Origin of the sequence: Herminiimonas sp. NPDC097707 (assembly GCF_044761395.1) — a bacterium.
Taxonomy (GTDB): domain Bacteria; phylum Pseudomonadota; class Gammaproteobacteria; order Burkholderiales; family Burkholderiaceae_D; genus Oxalicibacterium.
In genome coordinates this window covers 1,142,171-1,166,003 of sequence record NZ_JBIWCI010000001.1, presented here as the reverse complement: position 1 = coordinate 1,166,003, position 23,833 = coordinate 1,142,171, and the positions used below count along the sequence as shown (strand labels likewise).

20 protein-coding genes and 2 tRNA genes are annotated in these 23,833 nt (G+C 53.2%); 19 read left to right on the top strand and 3 right to left on the bottom strand.

Features of this window, described 5'->3' with window-relative positions:
- Nucleotides 1–10: 10 nt before the first annotated feature.
- The 13 genes from ACIQW9_RS05580 (at nt 11) to ACIQW9_RS05520 (ending at nt 11,878) form a co-directional block, all read left to right on the top strand.
- Nucleotides 11–877, top strand: coding sequence for an alpha/beta fold hydrolase (locus ACIQW9_RS05580; RefSeq protein ID WP_402333979.1), 867 nt, complete (start codon nt 11–13; stop codon nt 875–877).
- Between the two features lie 32 nt (nt 878–909).
- The gene (locus ACIQW9_RS05575) at nt 910–1,260 is read left to right on the top strand and encodes a RidA family protein (RefSeq protein WP_402333976.1); all 351 of its coding nucleotides are present in this window, start codon (nt 910–912) and stop codon (nt 1,258–1,260) included.
- A gap of 7 nt (nt 1,261–1,267) precedes the next feature.
- Nucleotides 1,268–3,553, top strand: coding sequence for a RelA/SpoT family protein (locus tag ACIQW9_RS05570; RefSeq protein ID WP_402333974.1), 2,286 nt, complete (start codon nt 1,268–1,270; stop codon nt 3,551–3,553).
- Between the two features lie 129 nt (nt 3,554–3,682).
- Nucleotides 3,683–3,759, top strand: a tRNA-Val gene (locus tag ACIQW9_RS05565).
- Nucleotides 3,760–3,978: 219 nt separating this feature from the next.
- A complete protein-coding gene (gene thrS, locus ACIQW9_RS05560) occupies nt 3,979–5,886 on the top strand; it encodes a threonine--tRNA ligase (protein ID WP_402333971.1) in 1,908 nt (635 codons plus the stop codon).
- Between the two features lie 60 nt (nt 5,887–5,946).
- Complete coding sequence (gene infC, locus ACIQW9_RS05555; RefSeq protein ID WP_083781003.1) at nt 5,947–6,468, top strand: translation initiation factor IF-3; 522 nt, start codon at nt 5,947–5,949, stop codon at nt 6,466–6,468.
- A gap of 163 nt (nt 6,469–6,631) precedes the next feature.
- Entirely contained in the window at nt 6,632–6,829 is a 198-nt protein-coding gene (gene rpmI / locus ACIQW9_RS05550; RefSeq protein ID WP_011871281.1) for a 50S ribosomal protein L35, read from the top strand.
- Nucleotides 6,830–6,855: 26 nt separating this feature from the next.
- On the top strand, nt 6,856–7,215 hold the full coding sequence (gene rplT, locus ACIQW9_RS05545) for a 50S ribosomal protein L20 (protein ID WP_011871280.1): 360 nt from the start codon (nt 6,856–6,858) through the stop codon (nt 7,213–7,215).
- A gap of 143 nt (nt 7,216–7,358) precedes the next feature.
- Nucleotides 7,359–8,375 (top strand): phenylalanine--tRNA ligase subunit alpha, encoded by a 1,017-nt coding sequence (gene pheS, locus ACIQW9_RS05540; RefSeq protein WP_011871279.1) that lies wholly within the window; start codon nt 7,359–7,361, stop codon nt 8,373–8,375.
- An 85-nt stretch (nt 8,376–8,460) separates the two neighbouring features.
- Nucleotides 8,461–10,890: a phenylalanine--tRNA ligase subunit beta gene (pheT, locus tag ACIQW9_RS05535; RefSeq protein ID WP_402333967.1), complete on the top strand. Its 2,430-nt coding sequence runs from the start codon at nt 8,461–8,463 to the stop codon at nt 10,888–10,890.
- 34 nt (nt 10,891–10,924) lie between these two features.
- Nucleotides 10,925–11,338 carry an integration host factor subunit alpha gene (locus ACIQW9_RS05530; RefSeq protein WP_402337905.1) on the top strand — a complete coding sequence of 138 codons (414 nt, stop codon included), beginning with the start codon at nt 10,925–10,927 and terminating at the stop codon, nt 11,336–11,338.
- Nucleotides 11,339–11,343: 5 nt separating this feature from the next.
- A complete protein-coding gene (locus tag ACIQW9_RS05525) occupies nt 11,344–11,733 on the top strand; it encodes a MerR family transcriptional regulator (RefSeq protein ID WP_402333964.1) in 390 nt (129 codons plus the stop codon).
- Between the two features lie 68 nt (nt 11,734–11,801).
- A tRNA-Pro gene (locus tag ACIQW9_RS05520) sits at nt 11,802–11,878 on the top strand.
- 145 nt (nt 11,879–12,023) lie between these two features.
- Here ACIQW9_RS05520 and ACIQW9_RS05515 read toward each other — a convergent pair.
- Nucleotides 12,024–13,670 (bottom strand): methyl-accepting chemotaxis protein, encoded by a 1,647-nt coding sequence (locus tag ACIQW9_RS05515; RefSeq protein WP_402333961.1) that lies wholly within the window; start codon nt 13,668–13,670, stop codon nt 12,024–12,026.
- 160 nt (nt 13,671–13,830) lie between these two features.
- Between ACIQW9_RS05515 and ACIQW9_RS05510 the strand changes: the two genes are divergently transcribed.
- The 6 genes from ACIQW9_RS05510 to ACIQW9_RS05485 all read left to right on the top strand — a co-directional run bounded on the left by ACIQW9_RS05510 (nt 13,831) and on the right by ACIQW9_RS05485 (nt 19,487).
- Nucleotides 13,831–14,244, top strand: coding sequence for a hypothetical protein (locus ACIQW9_RS05510; RefSeq protein WP_402333959.1), 414 nt, complete (start codon nt 13,831–13,833; stop codon nt 14,242–14,244).
- A 390-nt stretch (nt 14,245–14,634) separates the two neighbouring features.
- Nucleotides 14,635–15,918, top strand: a complete 1,284-nt coding sequence (locus ACIQW9_RS05505) for an O-acetylhomoserine aminocarboxypropyltransferase/cysteine synthase family protein (protein WP_402333956.1) — start codon at nt 14,635–14,637, stop codon at nt 15,916–15,918.
- 258 nt (nt 15,919–16,176) lie between these two features.
- Complete coding sequence (gene modA, locus ACIQW9_RS05500; protein WP_402333953.1) at nt 16,177–16,980, top strand: molybdate ABC transporter substrate-binding protein; 804 nt, start codon at nt 16,177–16,179, stop codon at nt 16,978–16,980.
- A 106-nt stretch (nt 16,981–17,086) separates the two neighbouring features.
- Nucleotides 17,087–17,551 (top strand): nitrate reductase associated protein, encoded by a 465-nt coding sequence (locus tag ACIQW9_RS05495; protein ID WP_402333950.1) that lies wholly within the window; start codon nt 17,087–17,089, stop codon nt 17,549–17,551.
- A 344-nt stretch (nt 17,552–17,895) separates the two neighbouring features.
- Nucleotides 17,896–19,029 carry a M14-type cytosolic carboxypeptidase gene (locus tag ACIQW9_RS05490; RefSeq protein WP_402333947.1) on the top strand — a complete coding sequence of 378 codons (1,134 nt, stop codon included), beginning with the start codon at nt 17,896–17,898 and terminating at the stop codon, nt 19,027–19,029.
- Complete coding sequence (locus ACIQW9_RS05485) at nt 19,026–19,487, top strand: CYTH domain-containing protein (protein WP_402333944.1); 462 nt, start codon at nt 19,026–19,028, stop codon at nt 19,485–19,487. Before ACIQW9_RS05490 ends, ACIQW9_RS05485 begins: the two co-directional genes overlap by 4 nt.
- Nucleotides 19,488–19,525: 38 nt before the next feature.
- Here ACIQW9_RS05485 and ACIQW9_RS05480 read toward each other — a convergent pair whose 3' ends face one another.
- On the bottom strand, nt 19,526–20,776 hold the full coding sequence (locus ACIQW9_RS05480; protein WP_402333941.1) for a DUF2863 family protein: 1,251 nt from the start codon (nt 20,774–20,776) through the stop codon (nt 19,526–19,528).
- A gap of 276 nt (nt 20,777–21,052) precedes the next feature.
- Nucleotides 21,053–23,791 carry an aconitate hydratase AcnA gene (gene acnA, locus ACIQW9_RS05475; protein ID WP_402333938.1) on the bottom strand — a complete coding sequence of 913 codons (2,739 nt, stop codon included), beginning with the start codon at nt 23,789–23,791 and terminating at the stop codon, nt 21,053–21,055.
- Nucleotides 23,792–23,833: the final 42 nt, after the last annotated feature.

Sequence of the window (23,833 nt, the reverse complement as noted above, 5' to 3'; positions counted from 1 at the left end):
TTCGATTGCCATGACTCATACTCAAATCAAAACTGTTCAATGCCTTTCTCCTGCCGGCTTGCACCGGATGGCATACAAAGAGTGGGGCGATCCCGCCAATCCGAAAGTATTGATCTGCGTGCATGGCCTGACGCGGGTATCGGATGATTTTGATGCATTGGCAAAAGTGCTGTCGCACGATTACCGTGTGATTTGTCCCGATGTGGTTGGACGCGGGCGTTCAGAGCATTTGCGCGATCCGCAATATTATCAAGTGCCGCAATACGTCAGCGACATGGTGGCGCTGATTGCGCGCCTGGACGTGGAATCCGTACACTGGCTCGGTACTTCGATGGGCGGCGTGATTGGCATGGCGCTGGCGTCTTTGCCGGATACGCCGATACGCAAATTGCTGCTCAACGATATCGGCCCTACCATCGATGCGCAAGCGCTGGCACGCATAGGCGAATATGTCGGGCAGGATGTCCGTTTTGCCAGCTTCGATGAGGCATGGCAATACGTGCGCGCGATCTCGCTGTCATTTGGTGCGCATAGCGATGGGCAATGGCGCAAGCTGGCGGCGGATGTGATGCGTCAGAATGCGCAGGGGCAATGGGTATTCGTCTACGATCCGGGCCTGGCGCTGCCATTCAGGCAAGTGACTGCGGAAAGTGCAAGGTTGGACGAGCAACGTCTGTGGGTCGCCTACGATGCCATCACTTGCCCTGTTTTACTGGTGCGCGGTGCCGATTCCGATTTGCTGTCGCCGGAAACGGCACTGGAGATGTCGCAGCGCGGCCCGAAAGCCAGGTTGGTGGAGCTGCCCGGAATCGGGCATGCGCCGACTTTTTTGAGTGAGGCGCAGATTGCGATCGCAAAAGATTTTTTCCTGAACTGATGTTTGCAGCCGGATTTTTATACTGAAATAACATGAACATCACACGTTTGCATATAGGCGATACGCTGTCGGAAGTTGCCATACATAATGGCACGGTATACTTGGCGGGACAAATTGCAGAAGATACGGCGCAGAATATTCAGGGCCAGACACGCGAAGTGCTGGGCCATATCGATCGTCTGCTGGCGGAAGCCGGTAGCGATAAAACCCGTATTTTGTCGTGTCAGATATTTATTGCCGATACCAATGACTTCGACGGCATGAATGCCGCGTGGAATGAATGGGTGCCGGAAGGGCATGCGCCGCCCAGAGCAACGGTTGCAGTGCAGTTTCCCGATGCACAGCGTCTGATTGAAATTATTGTGGTTGCAGCATCTTCCTAGGTTGGTAATGGTTTCTTTAGCATCAACACAGAGCGACGTACCTGCGTTGCTCCGCTCCGGCCTGACAGAGCACGATAGTGCTCGCGTGATGGATGCGCTTGCATACGTCAAACCGTTTTATACCGGCAAGAGCGTTTCTGCAGGACAGGATGCGTTTGAAAGCGAGCAGGATGCCTTCGAATTTGCGCAAGGCGTGGCGACCGTTTTATCCGAGCTGGAAACCGATGCCGATACGCGGATTGCTGCTTTGCTATTTGAACTGGAAATGATCGCGCCGGCGGCTGCCGAAAAAATCGAAGAACGATTCGGCAAAGAGGTGAGTGATCTGGTGGCGGGAGTGCGTCAGTTGATGCGTTTGCATGAAGCCACTTTCACACAGCATGAAGCAGCGCGCAACAAGAACGCGGCGCAGGAAGCGGCAGCGCAACTCGAAGTATTGCGCAAGATGCTGCTGGCCATGGCGAGCGATATGCGTGTGGTGCTGGTACGTCTCGGTACGCGTGTCACAACGCTGCGTTACTTCGCCGACAACAAGTTGCTAAATGAGCGTTCGCGGCAATATGCGCGCGAGACTTTCGACTTGTATGCGCCGCTGGCAAACCGGCTCGGCATCTGGCAATTGAAATGGGAGCTGGAGGATTTATCGTTCCGCTTCCTCGAACCTGAAGCGTACCGGCGCATTGCATCGCTGCTGGAAGAAAAACGCGTCGAGCGCGAAGCCTTCGTTGAAAATTCGATCAAGCGCCTGAAGTCGGAAATGGCCGCAGCCGGCATCAAGGCCGAAGTCTTCGGCCGGCCGAAACACATTTTCAGTATCTGGAGCAAGCTGCGCGGCAAGGAAATCGAGTTCTCCGATTTGTACGATGTGCGCGCATTCCGCGTGATCGTCGACGATGTGAAAACCTGTTACACGGTGCTCGGTATCGTGCACAACATCTGGACGCCGATACCGGCAGAGTTCGACGATTACATCTCGCGCCCCAAAGCCAATGGCTATCAATCCCTGCATACGATTGTTATTGCAGAGGATGGTCGACCGCTGGAAGTGCAGGTGCGTACCAACGATATGCACGACTTTGCCGAATACGGCGTGGCTGCGCATTGGCGCTACAAGGAATCGGGCGGCTCGAATTTTGCCGGGCAAAAGTATGATGAAAAAATTGCCTGGCTGCGTCAATTGCTGGCGTGGAAGAGCGAAGTCGTTGATACCGTCGTCGGGCAGGAAGACGTGCATCGCGACTGGGTGGAAAAACTAAAGTCCGCCACTTTGGATGACCGCATTTATGTATTGACGCCGCAGGCGCGCGTAATCGAGTTGCCGAACGGCGCCACGCCTATCGATTTCGCTTACCACCTGCACAGCGATGTCGGGCATCGTTGCCGTGGTGCGCGCGTCGATGGGGTATTGGTGCCACTCAATACAGTGTTGAAAAATGGTCAGACTGTCGACATCATTACCGCCAAAGGCGCCAGCGCCGTGACAGGCACAGTCGGTCCGTCGCGCGACTGGCTTTCGCCCGGTTATGCCGCGAGCCCGCGCACGCGTTCCAAGGTGCGTGCCTGGTTCAATGCAATCGATCAGCAGGAGACGCTTTCCAGCGGACGTGCGCTGATTGAAAAAACCCTGCAGCGTGAAGGCAAGACTGCCGTCAATCTGGAAGAACTTGCACACAAACTGGACTTTGCCAAACTCGACGATTTGTTCCTGGCGGTAGGCAAGGATGAGTTCAGCTTGCGCACAGTGGAACAGGCTTTGCGTGGCGACGAAGCAAGCGCTGCCGCGCAGGCCGAACTGGAAGATGTGGTCATTCCGCGCAAGAGTCGCGCGTCCAGCGTCATGCACGGTGCCAAGTCCGGTGTGCTGGTGGTCGGTACCGATGGCTTGATGACGCAGCTGGCAAAGTGCTGCAAGCCGGCGCCGCCGGATGAAATTGTCGGCTTTGTTACGCGCGGCAAAGGGGTGTCGATACATCGTGCGGACTGCAAGAATTTTGTTGAAATGCGGCACAAGGCACCCGAACGCGTAGTGCAAACCGCGTGGGGAAAAACAGAATCGGCGACTGTATATCCAGTCGATATTTTCGTGCTGGCCAGCGACAGGCAAGGCTTGTTGCGCGACATCTCCGATATCTTCCTGCGTGAGAAAATCAATGTGATCGGCGTCAGTACACAAAGCGTGAAGGGGCAGGCGCGCATGGCGTTCACGGCGGAAATCGCTTCTACTGCGCAATTGCAGAAAGCGCTGGCCGTCATTCGTGAAGTAAAGGGCGTATTGGCCGCCAGACGCCATTGATGCCGTTAAAGTGAGTGCAGAATGCGTTGCCGCTTCTGCACGATAAAAAGCGCCGTATAGAGTTTTTTCAAACAAGTTTGCACAAGCACTAGCTAAGAAGATAATTTGTCGCTATAATTTCGCTTCTTTAGGCGCGTAGCTCAGCTGGTTAGAGCACTACCTTGACATGGTAGGGGTCGTTGGTTCGAGTCCAATCGTGCCTACCAACGAAAAATTGGTAAAACCTGTAAGAGCGAGAAAGGCAAACCCGGTTATGACACCGCGAACGACAACCACACTGGTTTCCGAGCGACGCTAAGTCGGGTTCTTTTTCGTCATTACTATTTGAAAAAGCGCGGCTAGCCCGCGTTTTTTTTCGTCCGCATTTTTTGTTGTTCAATTAATCTAGCGTCAGCAAGCAAGTCCCCGCTGAAACGGAGAGCAAAATGATTACAGTCCGCCTTCCTGATGGTTCGCAACGCGAATTCGATTCCCCGGTCACCGTGGCGCAAGTCGCTGCCAATATCGGTACCGGTCTTGCCAAGGCGGCACTCGCCGGCAAGGTCAACGGCAATGTGGTTGATACCTCGTACTTGATCGAGCAGGACAGTGATCTGTCTATCATTACCGATAAAGATGCTGAAGGTCTGGACGTCATTCGCCATTCCACCGCGCATTTGCTGGCCTACGCGGTAAAGGAACTGTTCCCTGATGCGCAAGTAACCATCGGTCCGGTCATCGAAAACGGCTTTTATTACGATTTTTCGTATAAACGCCCATTCACGCCGGAAGATTTACTGGCGATCGAAAAGAAAATGACCGAGCTGGCGAAAAAGGACGAGCCGGTTACCCGTCAAGTCTTGCCGCGCGACGAAGCGGTTGAGTATTTCAAATCCATAGGCGAAGCCTACAAGGCAGAAATCATTGCGTCGATTCCCGCTGATCAGGATGTGTCGCTGTACACCGAAGGCAAATTCACCGATCTGTGCCGCGGCCCGCACGTGCCGTCGACCGGCAAGCTGAAAGTATTCAAGCTGATGAAGCTGGCCGGCGCCTACTGGCGCGGTGATTCCAAGAATGAAATGCTGCAGCGTATCTATGGCACCGCATGGGCCAAGAAGGAAGAGCAGGAAGCCTATCTGACCATGCTGGAAGAAGCTGAGAGGCGCGATCATCGCAAGCTGGGGCGTGCACTCGATCTGTTCCATTTCCAGGAAGAGGCGCCGGGCCTGATTTTCTGGCATCCGAAGGGCTGGACAGTCTGGCAGCAAGTCGAGCAATACATGCGCCGTGTTTATCAGGACAACGGTTACCAGGAAGTAAAAGCGCCGCAGATTTTGGATCGCAGCCTGTGGGAAAAATCCGGCCACTGGGAAAACTATAAAGAAAACATGTTCACCACCGAGTCGGAAAACCGCTCGTATGCGTTGAAGCCGATGAACTGCCCGGGCCACGTACAGATTTTTGCTTCGGATTTGCGTTCATATCGCGAACTGCCGCTGCGTTACGGCGAATTCGGTCAGTGTCACCGTAACGAGCCGTCAGGTTCCTTGCACGGCATGATGCGTGTGCGCGGCTTTACGCAGGATGATGGCCATATTTTCTGCACCGAAGACCAGATTCTGGATGAATGTGTTGCCTTTACTGCATTGTTGCAAAAGGTATATCGCGATTTCGGTTTCACCAATGTCATTTATAAAGTCGCAACACGACCTGAAAAACGTGTCGGTTCGGATGAGGCGTGGGACAAGGCTGAGGCTGCACTGATTGCGTCGCTGGATCGTTCAGGCTGCACGTATGAAATTTCACCGGGCGAGGGCGCATTCTACGGTCCGAAGATCGAATACACACTGAAGGATGCGATCGGTCGTATGTGGCAATGCGGCACGATACAGGTCGACTTCTCGATGCCTGCACGTTTGGGTGCGGAATATGTCGCAGAAGACAACACCAAGAAAATTCCGGTCATGTTGCACCGGGCAATCCTGGGTTCCTTCGAGCGTTTTATCGGCATGCTGATCGAAAACCACGCTGGCGCCTTGCCATTATGGCTAGCCCCGGTTCAGATTGCCGTGCTGAACATCTCAGACGCACAAGCCGATTACGCACAAGCCGTTGCGCAAAACCTGAAAAAACAAGGGTTTAGGGTGCACGTCGATTTGCGTAATGAGAAAATAACCTATAAAATACGCGAGCATTCTGTTCAGAAGCTGCCGTACATTATAGTAATTGGCGACAAGGAACGGGACGCAGGTACAGTGGCCGTGCGAGCGCGAGGTAATGTCGATCTGGGTGTCATGCCTGTCGATTTATTGGTGGAGCGCCTCAATCATGAGGTTGAAACCAAAGCCTGAGGGATCAAACCCATAGCGCAAGAGCACGGCTTAATTATTTAATTTTAAAAGGAAATTGCAATAGCTACTGACAAGTCGCATCGGATCAACGGTGAAATTACAGCGCCTGAATTGCGTTTGAGTGGTGTCGAAAATGAGGCACTCGGTATCGTTAGTCTGGCAGATGCCTTCCGCCTTGCGGAAGAAGCTAACGTCGATCTGGTAGAGATTGCGCCAACTGCGCAACCACCGGTCGCTCGCCTGATGGACTACGGCAAGTTCAAATATCAGGAACAAAAGAAGGCGCACGAAGCCAAGCTCAAGCAGAAAGTTATTCTGATCAAGGAAGTCAAATTCCGGCCTGGCACCGATGATGGCGATTACAACATCAAGCTGCGCAATCTGATCAAGTTTCTGGACGATGGTGATAAAACCAAAATCACGCTGCGTTTCCGCGGCCGTGAAATGGCGCACCAGGATATTGGCTTCCGTATGTTGGAACGTTTGAAGGCTGATTTGGAGCCATATGGCCAGGTCGAGCAGTTTCCCAAGATGGAAGGCCGTCAGATGATCATGGTTCTGTCGCCGAAGAAGAAGAAATAATAGAGTTTCGTACGAGCCGTCCGGCAACGGGCGGCTGGTGCAAAATAGCAGTGGACTCGATTCCGCTGCATAACAAGTGAGAGCAGGCATCCAAGTGTGGCGAAATTGCTGCCACCTGCAATCATGTTAAAAATGGAGCTGTCCCCAAAGGACAGATAGTGTCATGCCTAAAATGAAAACGAAAAGCGGCGCCAAAAAGCGCTTTCGTGTACGTCCAGGTGGGACCGTTAAACGCGGCCAAGCTTTCAAGCGTCATATTCTGACCAAGAAAACCACAAAAAATAAACGTCAATTGCGCGGTTCTGTCGGTGTTCATGACACCAACATGGTATCCGTACGCGCAATGATGCCGAACGCTTAACCTCACTCAAATAATCAGGAGCAATCATGCCTAGAGTAAAACGTGGGGTCACAGCACGGGCCCGTCATAAGAAAGTCCTCGATCAAGCCAAAGGCTATCGTGGTCGTCGCAGCAAGGTTTACCGTATTGCCAAGCAAGCAGTTATGCGCGCTGGTCAATATGCATACCGCGATCGTCGTAACAAGAAACGCGTTTTCCGCGCTTTGTGGATCACCCGTATCAATGCAGCATCGCGTGAACATGGCCTGACATACAGCGTGTTCATGAACGGTCTGAAACGCGCATCCATCGAGCTGGACCGTAAAGTCCTGGCCGATATGGCTGTGATGGACAAGCCAGCATTCGCGGCAATCGTGAATCAGGTGAAAACTACCATCGCTGCTTAAGTTGTGATCGTATGCACTGTCTTCGGACGGTGCAGCAATATCCGAGAGCGGGGCAGGGTTCATACCTATGTCCCGTTTTTATTTTTGCACGGCCTTTTGGGCTTTCCTTTTCGGCTTCCTTGCTAAGGACGAAAACAAACCGCATGAATCCCCTAGATCAACTTGTCATTCAAGCCCAGACCGATTTTGCTGCTGCAGATGATGCCGCCGCGCTGGAAAACGCGAAAGCGAAATACCTCGGCAAAACGGGACAGATTACCGAACAGATGAAGAGCCTGGGCAAGCTCGCGCCGGATGAGCGCAAGACGCAAGGCGCTGTCATCAATTCCGCAAAAGAGAAGATCGAGGCTGCGCTGACGGCGCGTCGCGACGCCTTGTCCAATGCACAGATGGAATCCCGCCTGAATGCGGAAGCCATCGACATTACCTTGCCTGGCCGTGGTCGCGGTACCGGCGGCATACACCCTGTCATGCGTACATGGCAGCGTGTGGAAGAGATTTTCGGCTCTATCGGTTTCGATGTGGCAGACGGCCCCGAGATCGAAAACGACTGGACCAATTTCACCGCATTGAATAGCCCGGAAAATCATCCGGCACGTTCGATGCAGGATACGTTCTACATCGAAGGCAACGATACGCAAGGCAAGCCTTTGCTGCTGCGTACGCATACCAGCCCGATGCAGGTGCGCTATGCGCGCATGAACAAACCACCGATCCGCGTCATCGCACCTGGTCGTACATACCGTGTCGATAGCGATGCAACGCACTCGCCGATGTTCCATCAGGTCGAAGGTTTGTGGATAGACGAGAACATCAGCTTCGCCGATTTGAAAGGCGTGTATCTCAATTTCGTCAAAGCCTTCTTTGAAACCGACGATCTGCAGGTACGCTTCCGTCCATCCTATTTCCCTTTCACCGAACCGTCGGCCGAGATCGATATCGCTTTCGGAAGTGGTCCGTTAAAAGGCCGCTGGCTCGAAGTGTCGGGCGCTGGCCAGGTGCATCCGAACGTGATGCGCAATATGGGATTCGATCCGGAACAATTCATCGGTTTTGCGTTCGGCTCCGGCCTTGAACGCCTGACGATGCTGCGTTATGGCATCAATGATCTGCGTCTGTTCTACGAAGGCGATTTGCGGTTCCTGAAACAATTCAACTAGCAGCAACAAGGCAGGGCATGCTGAATAGGCGCGTGCCCTGATTTTTTCTGTATTTGTGATGTCTGTGGCAAAAGGTTTTTAAATCATGCAATTTTCCGAAAGCTGGCTCCGTACGATGGTCGATCCGAACATGACGTCGGACGAATTGGCGCACATGTTGACGATGTCCGGTCTGGAAGTCGAAGAAGTCGAACCGGTTGCGCCGCCATTCTCGAATGTCGTGGTGGCTGAAGTACGCGAGATCGCCAAGCATCCGAACGCCGATCGCCTGAATGTCTGCCAGGTCGATGCCGGCACCGGAACATTATTGAACATCGTATGCGGTGCGCCTAACGTGCGCGCCGGCATGAAAGTCGTTTGCGCATTGGCTGGTGCAGTATTGCCGCCGGGTGAAGATGGCAAGCCGTTCGAGATCAAGGTTGGCGCCTTGCGCGGTGTGGAATCGCAAGGCATGTTGTGTTCGGCGAAAGAACTCAAGTTGTCGGATGAACAGGGCGGCTTGATGGATTTGCCGTCGGATGCGCCTATCGGCCAGAATTTCCGCGATTACTATCAACTGAATGATCTGAAATTCACCATCAAACTGACGCCGAACAAGGCGGATTGTTTGTCTGTACTTGGTGTCGCACGTGAAGTTTCCGCCTTGACCGGCACGCCATTGAGAATGCCGACGTATCAGGCTGTAGCAGCCACGATTGCCGATGTGTTGCCAGTGACGGTTTCCGCTCCGGATTTGTGCGGTCGTTTTTCCGGTCGCATCATACGCGGCTTGAATGCAAAGGCAAGTACGCCGGACTGGATGAAACAGCGTCTGGAGCGTAGCGGCCAACGTCCGATTTCTGCTTTGGTGGATATCTCCAATTACGTCATGCTTGAGCTGGGTCGTCCGACGCACGTGTTTGATCTGGGCAAGATCCACGGCGGCCTGAATGTGCGCTGGGGTAAAAAAGACGAATCGCTGAAACTTTTGAATGGCAACACGGTTGCCGTTGATGAGTGGATAGGTGTGATCGCCGACGACCAGCAAATCGAATCGCTGGCCGGCATCATGGGTGGCGACGCGACGGCTGTGTCGCTCGATACGCAGGATATTTATCTGGAAGCTGCGTTCTGGTATCCGAATGCCATTCAAGGTCGCGCACGTCGCTTCAATTTTTCGACCGATGCCGCACATCGCTTCGAGCGCGGCGTCGACTTTGCAACGACGGTCGAGCACATCGAACGCATTACTGCATTGATCGTCGAGATTTGCGGCCAAAAAGATAAAACAGCAGTTGGCCCGATCGACGACCATATCGTCAATCTGCCCAAACGCGATCCTGTCAGCGTGCGCACTGCGCGTGCCGTCAAGGTCATCGGCGTACCCTTGACCGATGCACAGATCGCCGACATCTTTACCCGTCTCGCACTGCCGTTCACGCAAAAAGACAGCGTGTTTTCAGTCACGCCACCGTCCTATCGTTTCGATATCGAAATCGAAGAAGACCTGATCGAAGAAATCGCACGTGTCTACGGCTTTGAGAATATTCCAGCCTTGCCGCCAGTTGCGACCAATGCGATACGCATTCGTCCCGAGAACACGCGTTCGCTGTTCACGATTCGTCGCCAGTTGGCCGATGCCGACTATCAGGAAGTGGTCAACTTCAGCTTTGTCGAGCAGGCGTGGGAAGCAGACTTTGCAGGCAACAGCAATCCAATCAAACTGCTCAATCCGATTGCCAGCCAGATGAGCGTGATGCGTTCATCGATGATAGGCAATCTGATCGCCAATGTGCGCTACAACCTGAACCGCAAGGTCAGCCGTATTCGTCTGTTTGAAATCGGCGCTGTTTATTTGCGTAACAACATAGATCAAGACGGTCCGCTGTCTGTGGCCGGTTACGACCAGCCTAAACATGCCGCTGCAATTGCCTACGGTCCCATCGTGGAAGAGCAATGGGGCATGGATTCGCGCAACGTCGATTATTTCGATGTCAAAGCCGATCTGGAAGCCTTGTTTGCTCCGAAGATGCTGACTTTCGCCAAAGTCGAACATCCTGCACTGCATCCGGGCCGTTCGGCGAATGTTTTACTCGATGGCAAGGTAATCGGTTTTATCGGTGAACTGCATCCGCGCTTGCAACAAAAGTACGATTTGCCACTGGCACCAGTTTTGTTCGAGGTAGAGACAAGTAGTTTGCAACAGGTGAGCGTACCGTCCTACAAGGAAATCTCAAAATTCCCTGCGGTAACACGCGACTTGGCTCTGGTAGTCAAGAATACCGTTTCCATGCAAGACTTGATGGATGTTTTTGTTGCCGAAAAGAAAATAAATCCAATTTGCAACATCTTGCAAGTCGTTGTTTTATTTGATGAATATCGCGGCAAGGGCTTGGAGTCTGACGAAAAAAGCCTTGCTTTCCGCTGCACCTTGCAAGATACTCAATTAACCCTGCAAGATGATCTGGTAGATGCGGCAATGGCCGCGTTGATCGTCGCTGCCGGTGCCAAGCATGGGGCTAAATTACGTGCATGACGAAGTCGCAACCCGAGCCGTGAATATAACCAATATGAATGATGTGAATTCCACCGAACTCCAGTCCGTATTGGCAGCCGATCTCAATCGCGCCATGCTGGAGGCACAGGTACGTTCGCAGGCGGAAAAGGATTTGCCGACCCTGACCAAGGCTGAGTTGGCGGAGTTGCTGTTCGAGCAAGTCGGTTTGAACAAACGCGAAGCCAAGGATATGGTTGAAACATTCTTTGATGAAATTCGTAATGCGCTGGAACGTGGCGAAGCGGTAAAACTCTCCGGTTTCGGTAACTTTCAGTTGCGTGACAAACCGCAGCGTCCAGGGCGTAATCCGAAGACTGGAGAAGAGATTCCAATTACTGCCCGCCGCGTCGTTACCTTCCATGCCAGTCAAAAGCTAAAAGGCATGGTCGAAGTTTCCAACCAGGCGTCACTCGCACATACCAGCTGAATTAGATGAACGAACGGATCAACAAAGCTGAATTGGCAGCATTGCCGCCAATTCCTGCCAAACGCTATTTCACAATCGGCGAAGTCAGCGAATTGTGCGGTGTAAAGCCGCACGTTTTACGCTACTGGGAGCAGGAGTTCACTCAGTTGAAGCCGGTCAAGCGGCGCGGTAATCGGCGCTATTATCAGCATCATGAAGTATTGCTGATACGCCGTATTCGCGAACTGCTTTACGAACAGGGTTTCACGATCAGTGGTGCGCGCAACAAGCTGGATAGCCGGATTCTGGAAGCGAGAAGCGATGAGGATATGCCGATGGATGTTGTGACCATCGATCCCAATGCCGTACTTGCGATTCGTAACGAACTGATGGAAATCCTGACGCTGCTGAAGTAGTACATTTCATGCTCAGAGTTTTTGCATGGCGAAAAAACAGCATTGCTCTGGTATAATTTTGCTCTTGTCGGGGCGTAGCGCAGCCTGGTAGCGTACTTGCATGGGGTGCAAGGGGTCGAGTGTTCGAATCACTCCGTCCCGACCAATGAATTCAAAGGGTTATAGACTTTAGTCTATAACCCTTTTTTATTTTCAAGTTTGAAGCACTTCGATGCGCGTTATGGAATTTACTCTTCCTATTTCATCTGACCCGATCAAGGTGCTCTCGTCGAAATATGAGCGGCCTGTATTCAGGCTGCTCCGGTTTGATTCGCAATTCGCACCGGCGGTCTGATTGCCGGCGATGACACTGCTGCTGGCGGCGCCAGCTCCACCGAACTGGAACGGTAGCCGATGCGAAAACCACCCCAGTGCTTGCCGCCGACGTAGATCGGCACCGACAGATCGTGCATGACCTCACCGGTATCGCGTTTGTATGTCTGCAATAAAAATGGCTTGGTATTGCTGCCGCAGCGTTTGCCAGTGCGATCAGTGAAAATGCGCTTGGTGCGATTATTCACCAGATCGACATCGTAGTTGCCAGTCAGTGGTTGGGAAAATTTCTTGTTATGGGTCGGGAAATAACCATTGTCATCTACCGCGCCGGCATAAGCGAGTTGTGGCATGGCATCCAGTATTGCCTCTTGCACCGTCGGCAAAACCCGATCGGTGAAGGCATCGAATTGAGTCGTATGCTTGGGCGGTGAAGTGTTCGGCAGCGGCTGATAATGTCGGTCAAACAAAGCTTCACGAGTGATGCGACCGGCAACGATCGCGTCATCGAAAATTCGCCCGATCTGATGTGCCGCCTCGGTCGCGATCATGCGGATCGGATCGTGCTGAGTGTCCGCACCGCTTTCGGCAATCGCGTCGTACACGACTTCGGCGCGTTCCGACAAGGCCATTGCTGATGCCGCAACACGCGGCAACTCGGTATCCGTCTCCAGCATGCCGTCACGGATTTCCAGAATGGCGGCCGCAATCCTGTGGGTGGTTTCCACATGCTCACGCGAGGCGCGTGCAATTTGCTGAATCTCTTCTTCAGAGGTGCTGGCAGCGCGCTCGATATTACCCAGAAACTCATGTACTCGCGCGACGTTCTGCGAAGCTTCCATCACCTTGCCACTGAGCGCCTGCATACCACCGGCGGCGCGTTCTGCCTCGACATTGATGGCGCGTACCATGGAGCCGATATCGTCGGTCGCCTCCTTGGTTCGCTGCGCCAGTTGTCGCACCTCGCCGGCGACCACCGCAAAACCGCGCCCATGCTCGCCAGCGCGGGCTGCCTCGATGGCTGCGTTCAGCGCCAGCAAATTGGTGCGGGCAGCAATTTCACTAATGACTTCGGTGATGCCATGAATACGACGCGATTTTTCCTGCAGCACGCGCATCATTTCGGAGGCGGCCTGCGCATCATCGCGCGCCTTGCCGATCTGTTCCAGACCCCGATTGACTTCAGTGCGGCCGGCAACACTTTCGGTGCGCACTTCGGCAGCGACTTGCGAGGCGCGCTCGGCATTGGCGGCAATTTGCTCAGTGGTGCTGGCATTTTGCTCGGAACCGGCAACGATGCCATTAGCCGCCTGCACATCCTGTGCAATCTTGCTCTTGATCGAATCGACGAAAAAAGAAGTCTCGGCAGCACCAATCATGATGTGATCAATTTCGCTGCCAACCTTGTTGATAAAGTGGGCATTCTTGCTGCCCCGCTGGTGCAGAAGCTCCAGCAAACCAGCGCTGACCAGCGCCGCCATCAATACCAGCCACGGCAACGCCAATGTATCGCCAGCCAGTTGCGAAACGCCGAGTGCCAATCCGGCACCTACCGCAACTGCTGCCAGCAACACGGCAGTCCGCGTCAAACATCGGAAAAAACTTTTGTTTTTATTCCTGAACATATCGCGGTCTCCACGCAAATGATCTGACGCGCCTTGATTTTTTTGATTGGCACGGTACAGAGTGAACTTAAAAAACGACAAGTTTCAATGCCACCGATGCTCTTCAGGCGAAGACGTAATTCCCGACTTTTCCCTGCGGCAGGCGTGTAATTTTTATTTTATGCAACTCGATACTACTCACACTAACTTACGCCCAGCTTATGCAGAAAACAGTATAAAAATGGAAACATCTCATCTTCGCCAGCGCAGAATGCGCCCAATTAATCAGGCGATGAAACATATTTCAATCAAGACACTCATGGCGAAAATCATCGTGGCAGTGCAGGGATTTTCGGGTGTAGCGCACGCGCAAGATGCCGTGCCACCGCAAGACTGTGGCGATGCTACCGGCAGACCGCGTACGGCGATGGATGAAAGCATGCAGGCTTATCGGGCGCAATACGGCGCTGCACTCAAGACAAAGTACGGACCCTCCGGCAAGTTGCGGCAAGAGATCGAGGTCGCGCAAAAGTGGATGTGTTTGCTTCTTCTTCCACGGATCACGCGCAAGCACTGGCGCAACAAAAACAAGTAATAGGGGCAGACCACCATTGTTTTTATCAACCCAATTGTTGCTAAATTTAGGTCGAAGGGGATAGCGGGGAAGGCAGGTAGGCAGATCAAGGCGGAACTACTGCACTTGAGCCGTTCTTCTGCATACATCTTCTTGCGCCTGGCGTTCTCCATCTCCAACTTCTTGATACGCACATGAGTCCACGATAATAGAAGGCGCAAAATTTTGTCTATTCAGCCATTCTTAGGCAAGGCCAACTATAATCGACCGGATTTTGGCGTACAGAGACGCGATATCATTTGCTGGCTGATTGTCCTGCATCGCCATAGCTGATTCTGAACACGGCTGTGCTGTGGCTGATTTTCTGTCTGCAACCAATGTTCTGATTATTTTTATTCCACAGGAGTATTCATGAAGTTCGAAACGATTGCCTTGCATGCTGGCTATACGTCTGACCCGACTACCAAAGCGGCGGCGGTGCCGATTTACCAGACCGTTGCTTACACTTTCGATAGTGCGCAACACGGTGCCGATCTGTTCGATCTGAAGGTGCCGGGCAACATCTACACGCGCATCATGAACCCGACTAACGCCGTCCTGGAGCAACGGGTCGCCGCGCTTGAAGGCGGGATAGGTGCGCTGGCATTGGCCTCCGGCATGGCGGCCATCACTGCCGCAATCCAGACCATTTGTGAAGTCGGCGACAACATCGTGTCAGCCGGGACGATTTACGGCGGTACTTATAATCTGTTTGCTCATACCATTCCGCAGCAAGGGATAGAGGTACGCTTTGCCAATTCCAGCGAGCCGGATACCTTTGCGGCACATATCGACGAGCGTACCAAGGCGATTTTTTGCGAATCGATCGGTAACCCGCTTGGCAACGTCACCGATATTGCCCGCCTGGCCGATATCGCGCATGCACACGGCATCCCGCTGATTGTGGACAACACCGTACCCAGTCCTTATCTGTGCCGGCCGATTGAACACGGCGCTGATATCGTGGTGCATGCGTTGACCAAATACATGGGCGGCCACGGCAACAGTATTGGCGGCATCATTGTCGATAGCGGCAAGTTTCCCTGGGCAGAGCACAAAGCCCGCTTCAAGCGTTTGAATGAGCCGGATGTGTCTTACCACGGAGTGGTGTATACCGAAGCACTGGGTGCTGCGGCCTACATCGGGCGCGCGCGGGTGGTGCCATTGCGTAATATGGGGGCGGCGCTGGCGCCCATGAATGCGTTTTTGTTTCTGCAGGGGATCGATACGCTTGCGCTGCGCATGGAACGTATTTGCACCAATACGCTAGCATTGGCGAAATATTTGCAAACACATAAAAAAGTGGCGTGGGTCAAGTATGCCGGTTTGCCGGATCATCCTGACCATGCATTGGCACAGAAATATATGGGTGGGAAGGCATCGGGGATTTTGTCATTCGGCGTCAAGAGCAACGATACTGATCCGCGTGCAGCCGGTGCAAGGACGCTGGATGCCTTGCAGTTATTCATGCGACTGGTCAATATCGGCGACACCAAGTCGCTTGCGACCCATCCGGCTTCCACCACTCACCGCCAGCTGGATGAGGTGGAATTGGCCAAGGCAGGAGTTTCAGAAGATATGATCCGACTGTCGGTGGGCATAGAGCATATTGATGATCTGATTGCCGATTTGGATCAGGCATTGGCTGCGGCTTGACTCGTTTCTGAAATGCCTGTTTATCGTTGCGTATCGGTTGAGCGAGAGTGATGATGGGCGCGGCAATAAGTACGCTTATTGCCGCGCTGATGATTTGAATGTTTTTGCTCAGCGCTATGGCTCCCGTATTACGCAAATCATGCGGTTACAGTTTTCTTTCTTCAGTACGTTCCGTCTGTATCGCATATGCATATTTTGTCATATTGGATAAGTGTTCAAGGGTGCGTACTATGGCGCAAACTTGCTCAGGGGAAGAATATGAATAATCTGTCGATTAAAGCGTTGATGCTGGGAGCAGCCATGGCGGTTTCAGGTTGGAACGGTGTCTTGCATGCGCAAACGACCGAGCAATTGCCTTTGCTGGTTGCCGCCGGGAGTTTGAAGACGGCAATGGATGAAACGATTGCAGCCTATCAAGCACAAGGTGGTTCTGCATTCAAGGCAAAGTATGGCCCGTCTGGAAAGTTGCGCAAAGAGATCGAGGCTGGCGCGAAAGTGGATGTGTTTGCTTCGGCGGATATCGAGCACACGAATGCACTGGCGCAACAAAAATTGCTGGATGTATCCAGCGTCTTTACGCATAACGATCTGTGCGTGGTCGCCAGGCCGGAACTGAAGCTGCACGCCGACAATATGCTGGATGTCTTGCGCAGCCCGTCTGTACGAGTGGCAACGTCGACGCCGGTCAGTGATCCCATGGGCGATTACACCTGGCAGTTTTTCAGAAATGCAGAGGGCAGGCAGCCCGGCATTTATCAACTGCTGGATGCCAAGGCGCTTAAACTTTCCGGTGCGAGTGTGCCTGCTCCAGGTGAAAAACTGCCTTACATTACGGCCTTTGAAGATGACAAGGCAGATGTCTACATCATGTATTGCACCAATGCCGTGATCACAAAAAAAGCCGTGCCGCAATTGCATGTGGTGCGGATACCGGATGAATTGAATGTGCGCAGTGTCTACGGGATTGCCGCCGGCCTGCATTCGGCCGCTGGAAAAGATTTCGTCCGCTTTGTAATGGAGAGCACGGGACAGGCCATTTTGAAAAAACACGGTTTTGAGTAGCGGCTTGACCCCTTCATTCCTGCATACGATAAGCCTGAAGTCGACTCGAAAAAATAATGAAGAAAAACCACTTGCATCAACATAACACTGGCTCGGCCATTTGATCATGCTGGGACTTTTTGATTTCGAGCAGGACGGGCGTTATCCCTTGCGTCGTATTCCCATGACGATGCGTTTCAATCTGGATGCATGCGGGATAAGGATATCGCTGACCGCATGGATCACCCTCAGTCGTGATGAACGCGAACAATTGGTCGCGATGCCGTGTGGTTCTGAAGAAGAAAAAAATATCTATCGCGAACATCTTGCTGCGATGCTGGCGCCGCATGCAGGTAATCCGGATGCGTTGATCGAGCGTGTTGAAATAGAAACGTCTCCGGCCTGGAGCGATCGCCATACGATTCCGCAGCTTGTGCTGGTTACGCTGCTGGAACTGGCTTTGCCGGCGCCGACCCTTGCGCAATGGTCGGCGCTGAGCGATCTGCAACGTTTTGCTTTGCTCAAGCTGACTCGCTCAGGTCATAAAAATGCCAATCTTCTTCCTGCACTGAAAGAATTCGGTTTGGCCTGAATGCAATAACTTTCCTCCTTGCGTTTCTACACATAAATTTCCACGCACAAACGAACTGCCGCTTGTCCTACGTCCTCATCAGCGCTTAACCGATACCGGCGATGAGCAGTGATCTATACACTTCACTGCATTCATTACCGGAGCCGGCGGTTCGAAAATATACCGGCACCAATTCAATTCTTCAGGCAGTCTGACGGGGCATGATTGCCGTTCAGGCTGACAGAAAATCAGCAGCCCGCTCTTCAATCCATCTTCTTTCAGTACATCTGCCTTTCATACGACGCAGCGCCATCATCGTTTTACGCTATCCTGTCGGCAACGTTAAGCTGCTTCAGAAGGAAACGATGTCTATCAAAATAAGCTCTCATTTCGATGCCGGTGCGATTGAAGTATTGCGCGCCGAAACGGCACAGACCATCGAACTCACATTACGCAAAGATTCGCATGCCGATATCCGCCAATGGTTTTATTTCCGCTTGCAGGGCGCGCGTGACGAGCGCTGCATACTGCGTTTCCTGAATGCGGGTGAGGCGACGTATCCGGATGGATGGAAGAATTATCAGGCGGTAGCCAGTTACGATCGCAAGAACTGGTTTCGCGTACCGACTGCATACGATGGCAGCGTGATGACGATCTCGCATACGCCGCAATTCGACAGCGTGTATTACGCCTATTTCGAGCCTTATTCGTGGGAACGGCATCTGGACTTGCTGGCGCGTGCGCAAAGTTCACCGCTGGTGCGTGTCGAAGATCTGGGTTCCAGCGTCGAAGGGCGCGATTTGAATGTTCTGGTGATAGGCGATGCTGCAGCACAACGGAAAATCTGGATGATTGCACGCCAGCATCCGGGCGAGACGATGGCGGAATGGTTTGCCGAAGGCATGATAGATGCCTTGCTTGATCCCTTGAATTCCATTGCGAAAAAATTGTTGCGACATGCTGTGTTTTACATCGTGCCGAACATGAATCCGGATGGTTCCGTCCATGGTAATTTGCGCACCAATGCAACTGGCGCAAATCTGAATCGGGAATGGATGACGCCGACCCTGGCGCATAGCCCGGAAGTGTTTCACGTCAAAAATAAAATTCATGCGACCGGATGCGATCTGTTTCTCGATATTCACGGCGATGAAGGTTTGCCTTATGTGTTTGTGGCCGGTAGTGAAATGCTGGATGGCTTTACACCGCAGCAAGCTGCCGAGCAGCAGGCATTCATCGAGCAGTTCATGCAGGCCAGCGAGGATTTTCAGACTGAATTCGGTTATGCCTCAGGAAAATATCGCGCAGAAATGCTGACGCTGGCATCCAAATACATAGGCCATACATTCAAATGCGTAGCGCTGACGCTGGAGATGCCGTTCAAGGACAATGCACATTCGCCCGTTCCGAAAGTCGGCTGGAACGGTGCGCGCAGCGCGAATCTGGGAGGCGACATTCTGCAGCCGATTCTGCATAACGTGGAGCGGGCAGTGCGATGAGTGTCGAAATCGAAAGAAAATTTCTGGTGCGCGGCAGCCTCTGGAAAACCCTGGGAGAGAGCGTGGCAATACGGCAGGGTTATCTGTCGACTCACCCGGATCGGGTGGTGCGCGTGCGTATCGAGGATGATGCCGCCACGCTGACAATCAAGGGGCGGATGCAGGGCATTACGCGCGGCGAATGGGAATATGCAATCCCGGTTGCAGAAGCGGATCAGCTATTGAAATTATGCGAGCGGCCCCTGATAGAAAAAACGCGCACGCGCATTGTGCACGAGGGCATGGTGTGGGAGGTGGATGAATTCTTCGGCGACAATCTCGGCCTGGTGGTTGCAGAGATAGAGCTGGAAAGCGAAGGGCAAGCGTTTGCCAAACCGGACTGGATCGCGGAAGAAGTGACTGACGACGCCCGTTATTTCAACGCCAACCTGTTACGCCATCCATACATAGTCTGGTGATACATACGGCGCAGTGAACACCGCGCCGGTCAGCAGCATCAATGCAGATGAGTGGAGCCTGTCGGTGCATCTTCGGGCATTTCCGCATGCGTCAGTTCCGCATCCATATCGGGAAAGAGTGGTGCGCCGCAGTCGTCACAGACTTCCATTGCAAACAATTCGGCATGACGTTTCACATTAATGACGCCGCATTCCTCCAGTAGTGCAAGAATTTCCTCTATCGGCGATTTGCGTTCCACATCAGCCGAAATCACAGGGTCGCTAGGTACTTCCATTGCGCGATATTGCAACTCTTCGTCATCTTCCTGACCGTAGAGTGGCCATACGATGCCGTAGACGACTTCCATGTTTTCCATCAAGGCAAAGCTGATGCGATATTCGTCAACACGACCATCGGCAGATTCTTCGCCAAAGCTGCCGATAATGGCTTGCAAGTCATTCGGTTCGACATTCAGTGTGTACGTCAGATAGTGTACGGCGGCGCGTATCGAGGCCGGACGAATTTGCTTGTCGCCTTCGCGGCAGGCAACAAAATAAGCTTCAGGCAACAGCAGCTCGATACCGCAGCCCGGCAACAGGCGCGCAATATTCGGCATGGCCTGTGTATTCCATTGCGCCAGGGCTTCGTCGCGTTCCTGCAAATTGGCCGAGATCTGCCAGCGAAACAATGGTTCGCCTGCAACGGCAGTGACCACCGCCAGCAGATAACGCGTATCGGCGAGGAAGGGCGCCGTTTCAGGCTGCTGTGCAACCTGCTTCAATGCGCTGTCTTTCAAGGCGGCCTGTGCCATCTTTTGTGTGAGGGCGAAGGTTTCAGCGTGGCTGCGCGGTAGTTGGTCGATAGAAAACAGATTCGGCATCATGGCCATTTTTGTTTCTGTCGCCAGCATGTGCGCCTGCAAATGCGCCGACAGGGTTGTCACCATCTCAGCCGGGATAGCGCCTGAAGCAATGGAAAAACGTGTCCATGCGAGGATGGGCATGGCGATCAGCAGGGCATCGTAACAGACGCCGTCTTGCTCGATCTGGCAGGATTCGCTGGCTGCTTCTGCGCATTCCATCAAGGCATCGTAAGCGGCTGATTCCAGTTTGAACAAGTGATCAAATGCGGCATCGATGACTTCCTGATGATGCGCTTTCAGCAGCTTGCGCAACAGCAAATCCAGTTGCCGCTCCCAGTTGCGTTCTTCCAGGCGGCTGGATGCCTGGATAATTGCCTGGGCGAGCGTCGCCAATCGTTGACTATCGGGGGACAGCTTGAGAGCGGTATTTTTAGATGGACGACGCATGAAGGAATGATCTGAAGAAAGGCGGAGACTTGTATTGTAGTGGATTACACGTAGCGCAAACGTAATCCGGCGCTTACATGCAATTTTGCTGACAGGGCAGAGCGTTTGCACAGACTCTGAATCTGATTTGATCCACGCATGCGAGGCGAAGTTCATCAAGCATATTGCATGGTTTGCCAATAAAAAAGCCGCATGCTTGATGCATGCGGCTTTTTGTTATCGGCTGTTGCGCAGCTGCTGTCTTCGTGCAACTCTGCAAGAGTCGCACGAAGAAGATCAGGCTGCCAGCAATTGACGCAGTACGAAAGGCAGAATGCCGCCGTGCTTGTAGTAATCGACTTCGATAGGCGTATCGATGCGCAACAGCACTTTGACGTCCTGCGATTGACCGTTGGCACGGTGGATGACCAGTGTGACTTCCTGCTGCGGACGCAGATTGCCTTCCAGACCTTTCAGATCGAAAGTTTCTGCGCCGGTGATGCCTAGCGTGGTGACGCTGTCATCGCCGAGGAATTGCAGAGGCAGAACGCCCATGCCAACCAGGTTGGAACGATGGATACGTTCGTAGGAACGTGCGATTACTGCCTTGACGCCCAGCAACTGCGTACCTTTGGCAGCCCAGTCACGTGACGAACCTGTGCCATATTCTTCGCCGGCGAAGACCATGGTAGGCGTGCCTTCACTGACGTAGCGCATCGCTGCATCGTAGATCGACATTTCTTCGCCAGTCGGCTGGAAGCGAGTGATGCCGCCTTCAACACGCGAGCCGTCCGGTTTGATAGGGATCATCAGATTTTTGATACGGACGTTGGCAAAGGTGCCGCGCATCATGATTTCGTGATTGCCGCGACGTGAACCGTAGGAGTTGAAATCGGCTTTCAACACGCCTTTTGCGGTCAGGTATTTACCGGCAGGGCTGGTGTCCTTGATCGAACCGGCAGGCGAGATGTGATCGGTGGTGATTGAATCGCCGAATACGCCGAGCGCACGTGCAGCGGTAATGCCGGTTGCAGCAGCTTTCGGTTCCATAGTGAAGTCGTTGAAGAACGGTGGTTCGGCGATATAGGTCGAGCTTGGCCAGTCATAGACCTGGCCTTCAGCGACGCCCTTGATGCCTTCCCACAATTTTCCTGGCGCGGTTTTGACTTGTGCGTAGTTGTCCTTGAATACCTTGGCGTTCATCGCAAACTTCATCAGCTTGGAAACTTCCTGCGAAGTCGGCCAGATATCGCCCAGATACACATCGCGCATCTTGCCATCGGCGCCTTTGCCGCGACCGACTGGTTCCGTCATCAGGTCGCGTGTCATGTTGCCGGCGATCGCGTAAGCGACAACCAGCGGTGGCGAGGCGAGGAAGTTGGAGCGGATGTTCGGATGAATACGTGCTTCAAAGTTGCGGTTGCCTGACAATACGGCCGAAGCGACGATATCGTTTTGTACAATCGCTTCATTCATCGCAGGGGTCAGGTCGCCGGCGTTACCGATACAGGTGGTGCAACCGTAGGCGGTGACGCCGAAGCCGAGTTTTTCCAGGTAGGGCAGCAGGCCGGCAGCTTGCAGGTATTCGGTCACAACGCGTGAGCCAGGAGCAAGCGAAGTCTTGATGTGCGGTGAGACTTTCAAGCCGGCTTCAACTGCTTTCTTGGCCAGTAAACCTGCGGTCAGCAAGACGCTAGGGTTCGATGTATTGGTGCACGAAGTAATCGCGGCAATCAGCACGTCGCCGTTTTTGACTTTGACGCCATCGCTGTTGGTATAAGTAGCATCCAGATCTTCCGGTTTTTTATTGAAACCGTTTTCCGATACCGGCTTGGCAAACAAATCGGCGAAGTTTTGTTTGACGTGACCGATTTCGATGCGGTCTTGCGGACGTTTCGGGCCGGCCAATGATGGTGCGACGGAACCGAGGTCGAGTGCGACCACGTGGGTGTAATCGATCTCGCCGGATTTTGGAATGCCGTACAGACCCTGCGCCTTGAAATAATTTTCAAATGCATCGATTTCGGCTTTGGTGCGACCAGTGCCCTTGAAGTAATCGATAGTGGCATCGTCGACCGGGAAGAAGCCCATCGTGGCGCCGTATTCCGGTGCCATATTGGCGATGGTGGCGCGATCGGTCAGCGACAGCGACTCGGTGCCTTCGCCGAAGAATTCAACAAACTTGCCGACGACTTTTTCCTTGCGCAGCAATTCGGTGATGGTCAATACCAGATCGGTTGCTGTCACGCCTTCACGCAACTGGCCAGTCAGGTTGACGCCGACTACATCCGGGGTCAGGAAGTAGACCGGCTGGCCCAGCATGCCGGCTTCCGCTTCGATGCCGCCCACGCCCCAGCCGACTACGCCGATGCCGTTGATCATGGTGGTGTGCGAATCGGTGCCGACCAGCGTGTCCGGATAGTAGACGTCGGTTTTGCCGCCATCCTTACGTTTGTGCACGCCGCGCGCCAGATATTCCAGATTCACCTGATGCACGATGCCGAAGCCCGGTGGCACGACGCCGAAAGTGTCGAACGCCTGCATGCCCCATTTCATGAACTGATAACGCTCGTTGTTGCGCTGGAATTCCAGTTTCATGTTCAGGTCGAGCGCGTTCTTCTGGCGGAAATGATCAATCTGGATCGAGTGATCGACTACCAGATCAACCGGCACCAGCGGTTCGATATTCTTTGGGTTCTTGCCCATTTTTTTTGCGACGCCACGCATTGCTGCCAGATCTGCCAGCAGCGGAACGCCAGTGAAATCCTGCAACACCACACGTGCAACGACGAAAGGAATTTCATCCGTGCGTGAGGCAGTCGGCGACCAGTTGGCCAGTTGATGGATGTGTTCTTCGGTTACTTTTTTGCCGTCGCAATTGCGCAGCACCGATTCCAGCACGATGCGGATCGAGACTGGCAGGCGCGACATATTCACGCCCAGTTTTTTACCCAATGCAGGCAGCGAATAAAACGTGCCTTTTTTCGAGCCTGAAATATTGAATTCCTTAAGTGTATTCAATGTGTTGCGCGACATGATGTTCTCCTTGATACAAAATAACCGATACGAAAATGATTC

Bases quoted from the DNA above. Each gene is read 5' to 3' on its own strand.
- ACIQW9_RS05580 (WP_402333979.1), top strand. From the start codon at position 11: ATGACTCATACTCAAATCAAAACTGTTCAATGCCTTTCTCCTGCCGGC.
- ACIQW9_RS05575 (WP_402333976.1), top strand. From the start codon at position 910: ATGAACATCACACGTTTGCATATAGGCGATACGCTGTCGGAAGTTGCC.
- ACIQW9_RS05570 (WP_402333974.1), top strand. From the start codon at position 1,268: ATGGTTTCTTTAGCATCAACACAGAGCGACGTACCTGCGTTGCTCCGC.
- thrS (WP_402333971.1), top strand. From the start codon at position 3,979: ATGATTACAGTCCGCCTTCCTGATGGTTCGCAACGCGAATTCGATTCC.
- rpmI (WP_011871281.1), top strand. From the start codon at position 6,632: ATGCCTAAAATGAAAACGAAAAGCGGCGCCAAAAAGCGCTTTCGTGTA.
- rplT (WP_011871280.1), top strand. From the start codon at position 6,856: ATGCCTAGAGTAAAACGTGGGGTCACAGCACGGGCCCGTCATAAGAAA.
- pheS (WP_011871279.1), top strand. From the start codon at position 7,359: ATGAATCCCCTAGATCAACTTGTCATTCAAGCCCAGACCGATTTTGCT.
- pheT (WP_402333967.1), top strand. From the start codon at position 8,461: ATGCAATTTTCCGAAAGCTGGCTCCGTACGATGGTCGATCCGAACATG.
- ACIQW9_RS05530 (WP_402337905.1), top strand. From the start codon at position 10,925: ATGAATGATGTGAATTCCACCGAACTCCAGTCCGTATTGGCAGCCGAT.
- ACIQW9_RS05525 (WP_402333964.1), top strand. From the start codon at position 11,344: ATGAACGAACGGATCAACAAAGCTGAATTGGCAGCATTGCCGCCAATT.
- ACIQW9_RS05515 (WP_402333961.1), bottom strand. From the start codon at position 13,670: ATGTTCAGGAATAAAAACAAAAGTTTTTTCCGATGTTTGACGCGGACT.
- ACIQW9_RS05510 (WP_402333959.1), top strand. From the start codon at position 13,831: ATGCAACTCGATACTACTCACACTAACTTACGCCCAGCTTATGCAGAA.
- ACIQW9_RS05505 (WP_402333956.1), top strand. From the start codon at position 14,635: ATGAAGTTCGAAACGATTGCCTTGCATGCTGGCTATACGTCTGACCCG.
- modA (WP_402333953.1), top strand. From the start codon at position 16,177: ATGAATAATCTGTCGATTAAAGCGTTGATGCTGGGAGCAGCCATGGCG.
- ACIQW9_RS05495 (WP_402333950.1), top strand. From the start codon at position 17,087: ATGCTGGGACTTTTTGATTTCGAGCAGGACGGGCGTTATCCCTTGCGT.
- ACIQW9_RS05490 (WP_402333947.1), top strand. From the start codon at position 17,896: ATGTCTATCAAAATAAGCTCTCATTTCGATGCCGGTGCGATTGAAGTA.
- ACIQW9_RS05485 (WP_402333944.1), top strand. From the start codon at position 19,026: ATGAGTGTCGAAATCGAAAGAAAATTTCTGGTGCGCGGCAGCCTCTGG.
- ACIQW9_RS05480 (WP_402333941.1), bottom strand. From the start codon at position 20,776: ATGCGTCGTCCATCTAAAAATACCGCTCTCAAGCTGTCCCCCGATAGT.
- acnA (WP_402333938.1), bottom strand. From the start codon at position 23,791: ATGTCGCGCAACACATTGAATACACTTAAGGAATTCAATATTTCAGGC.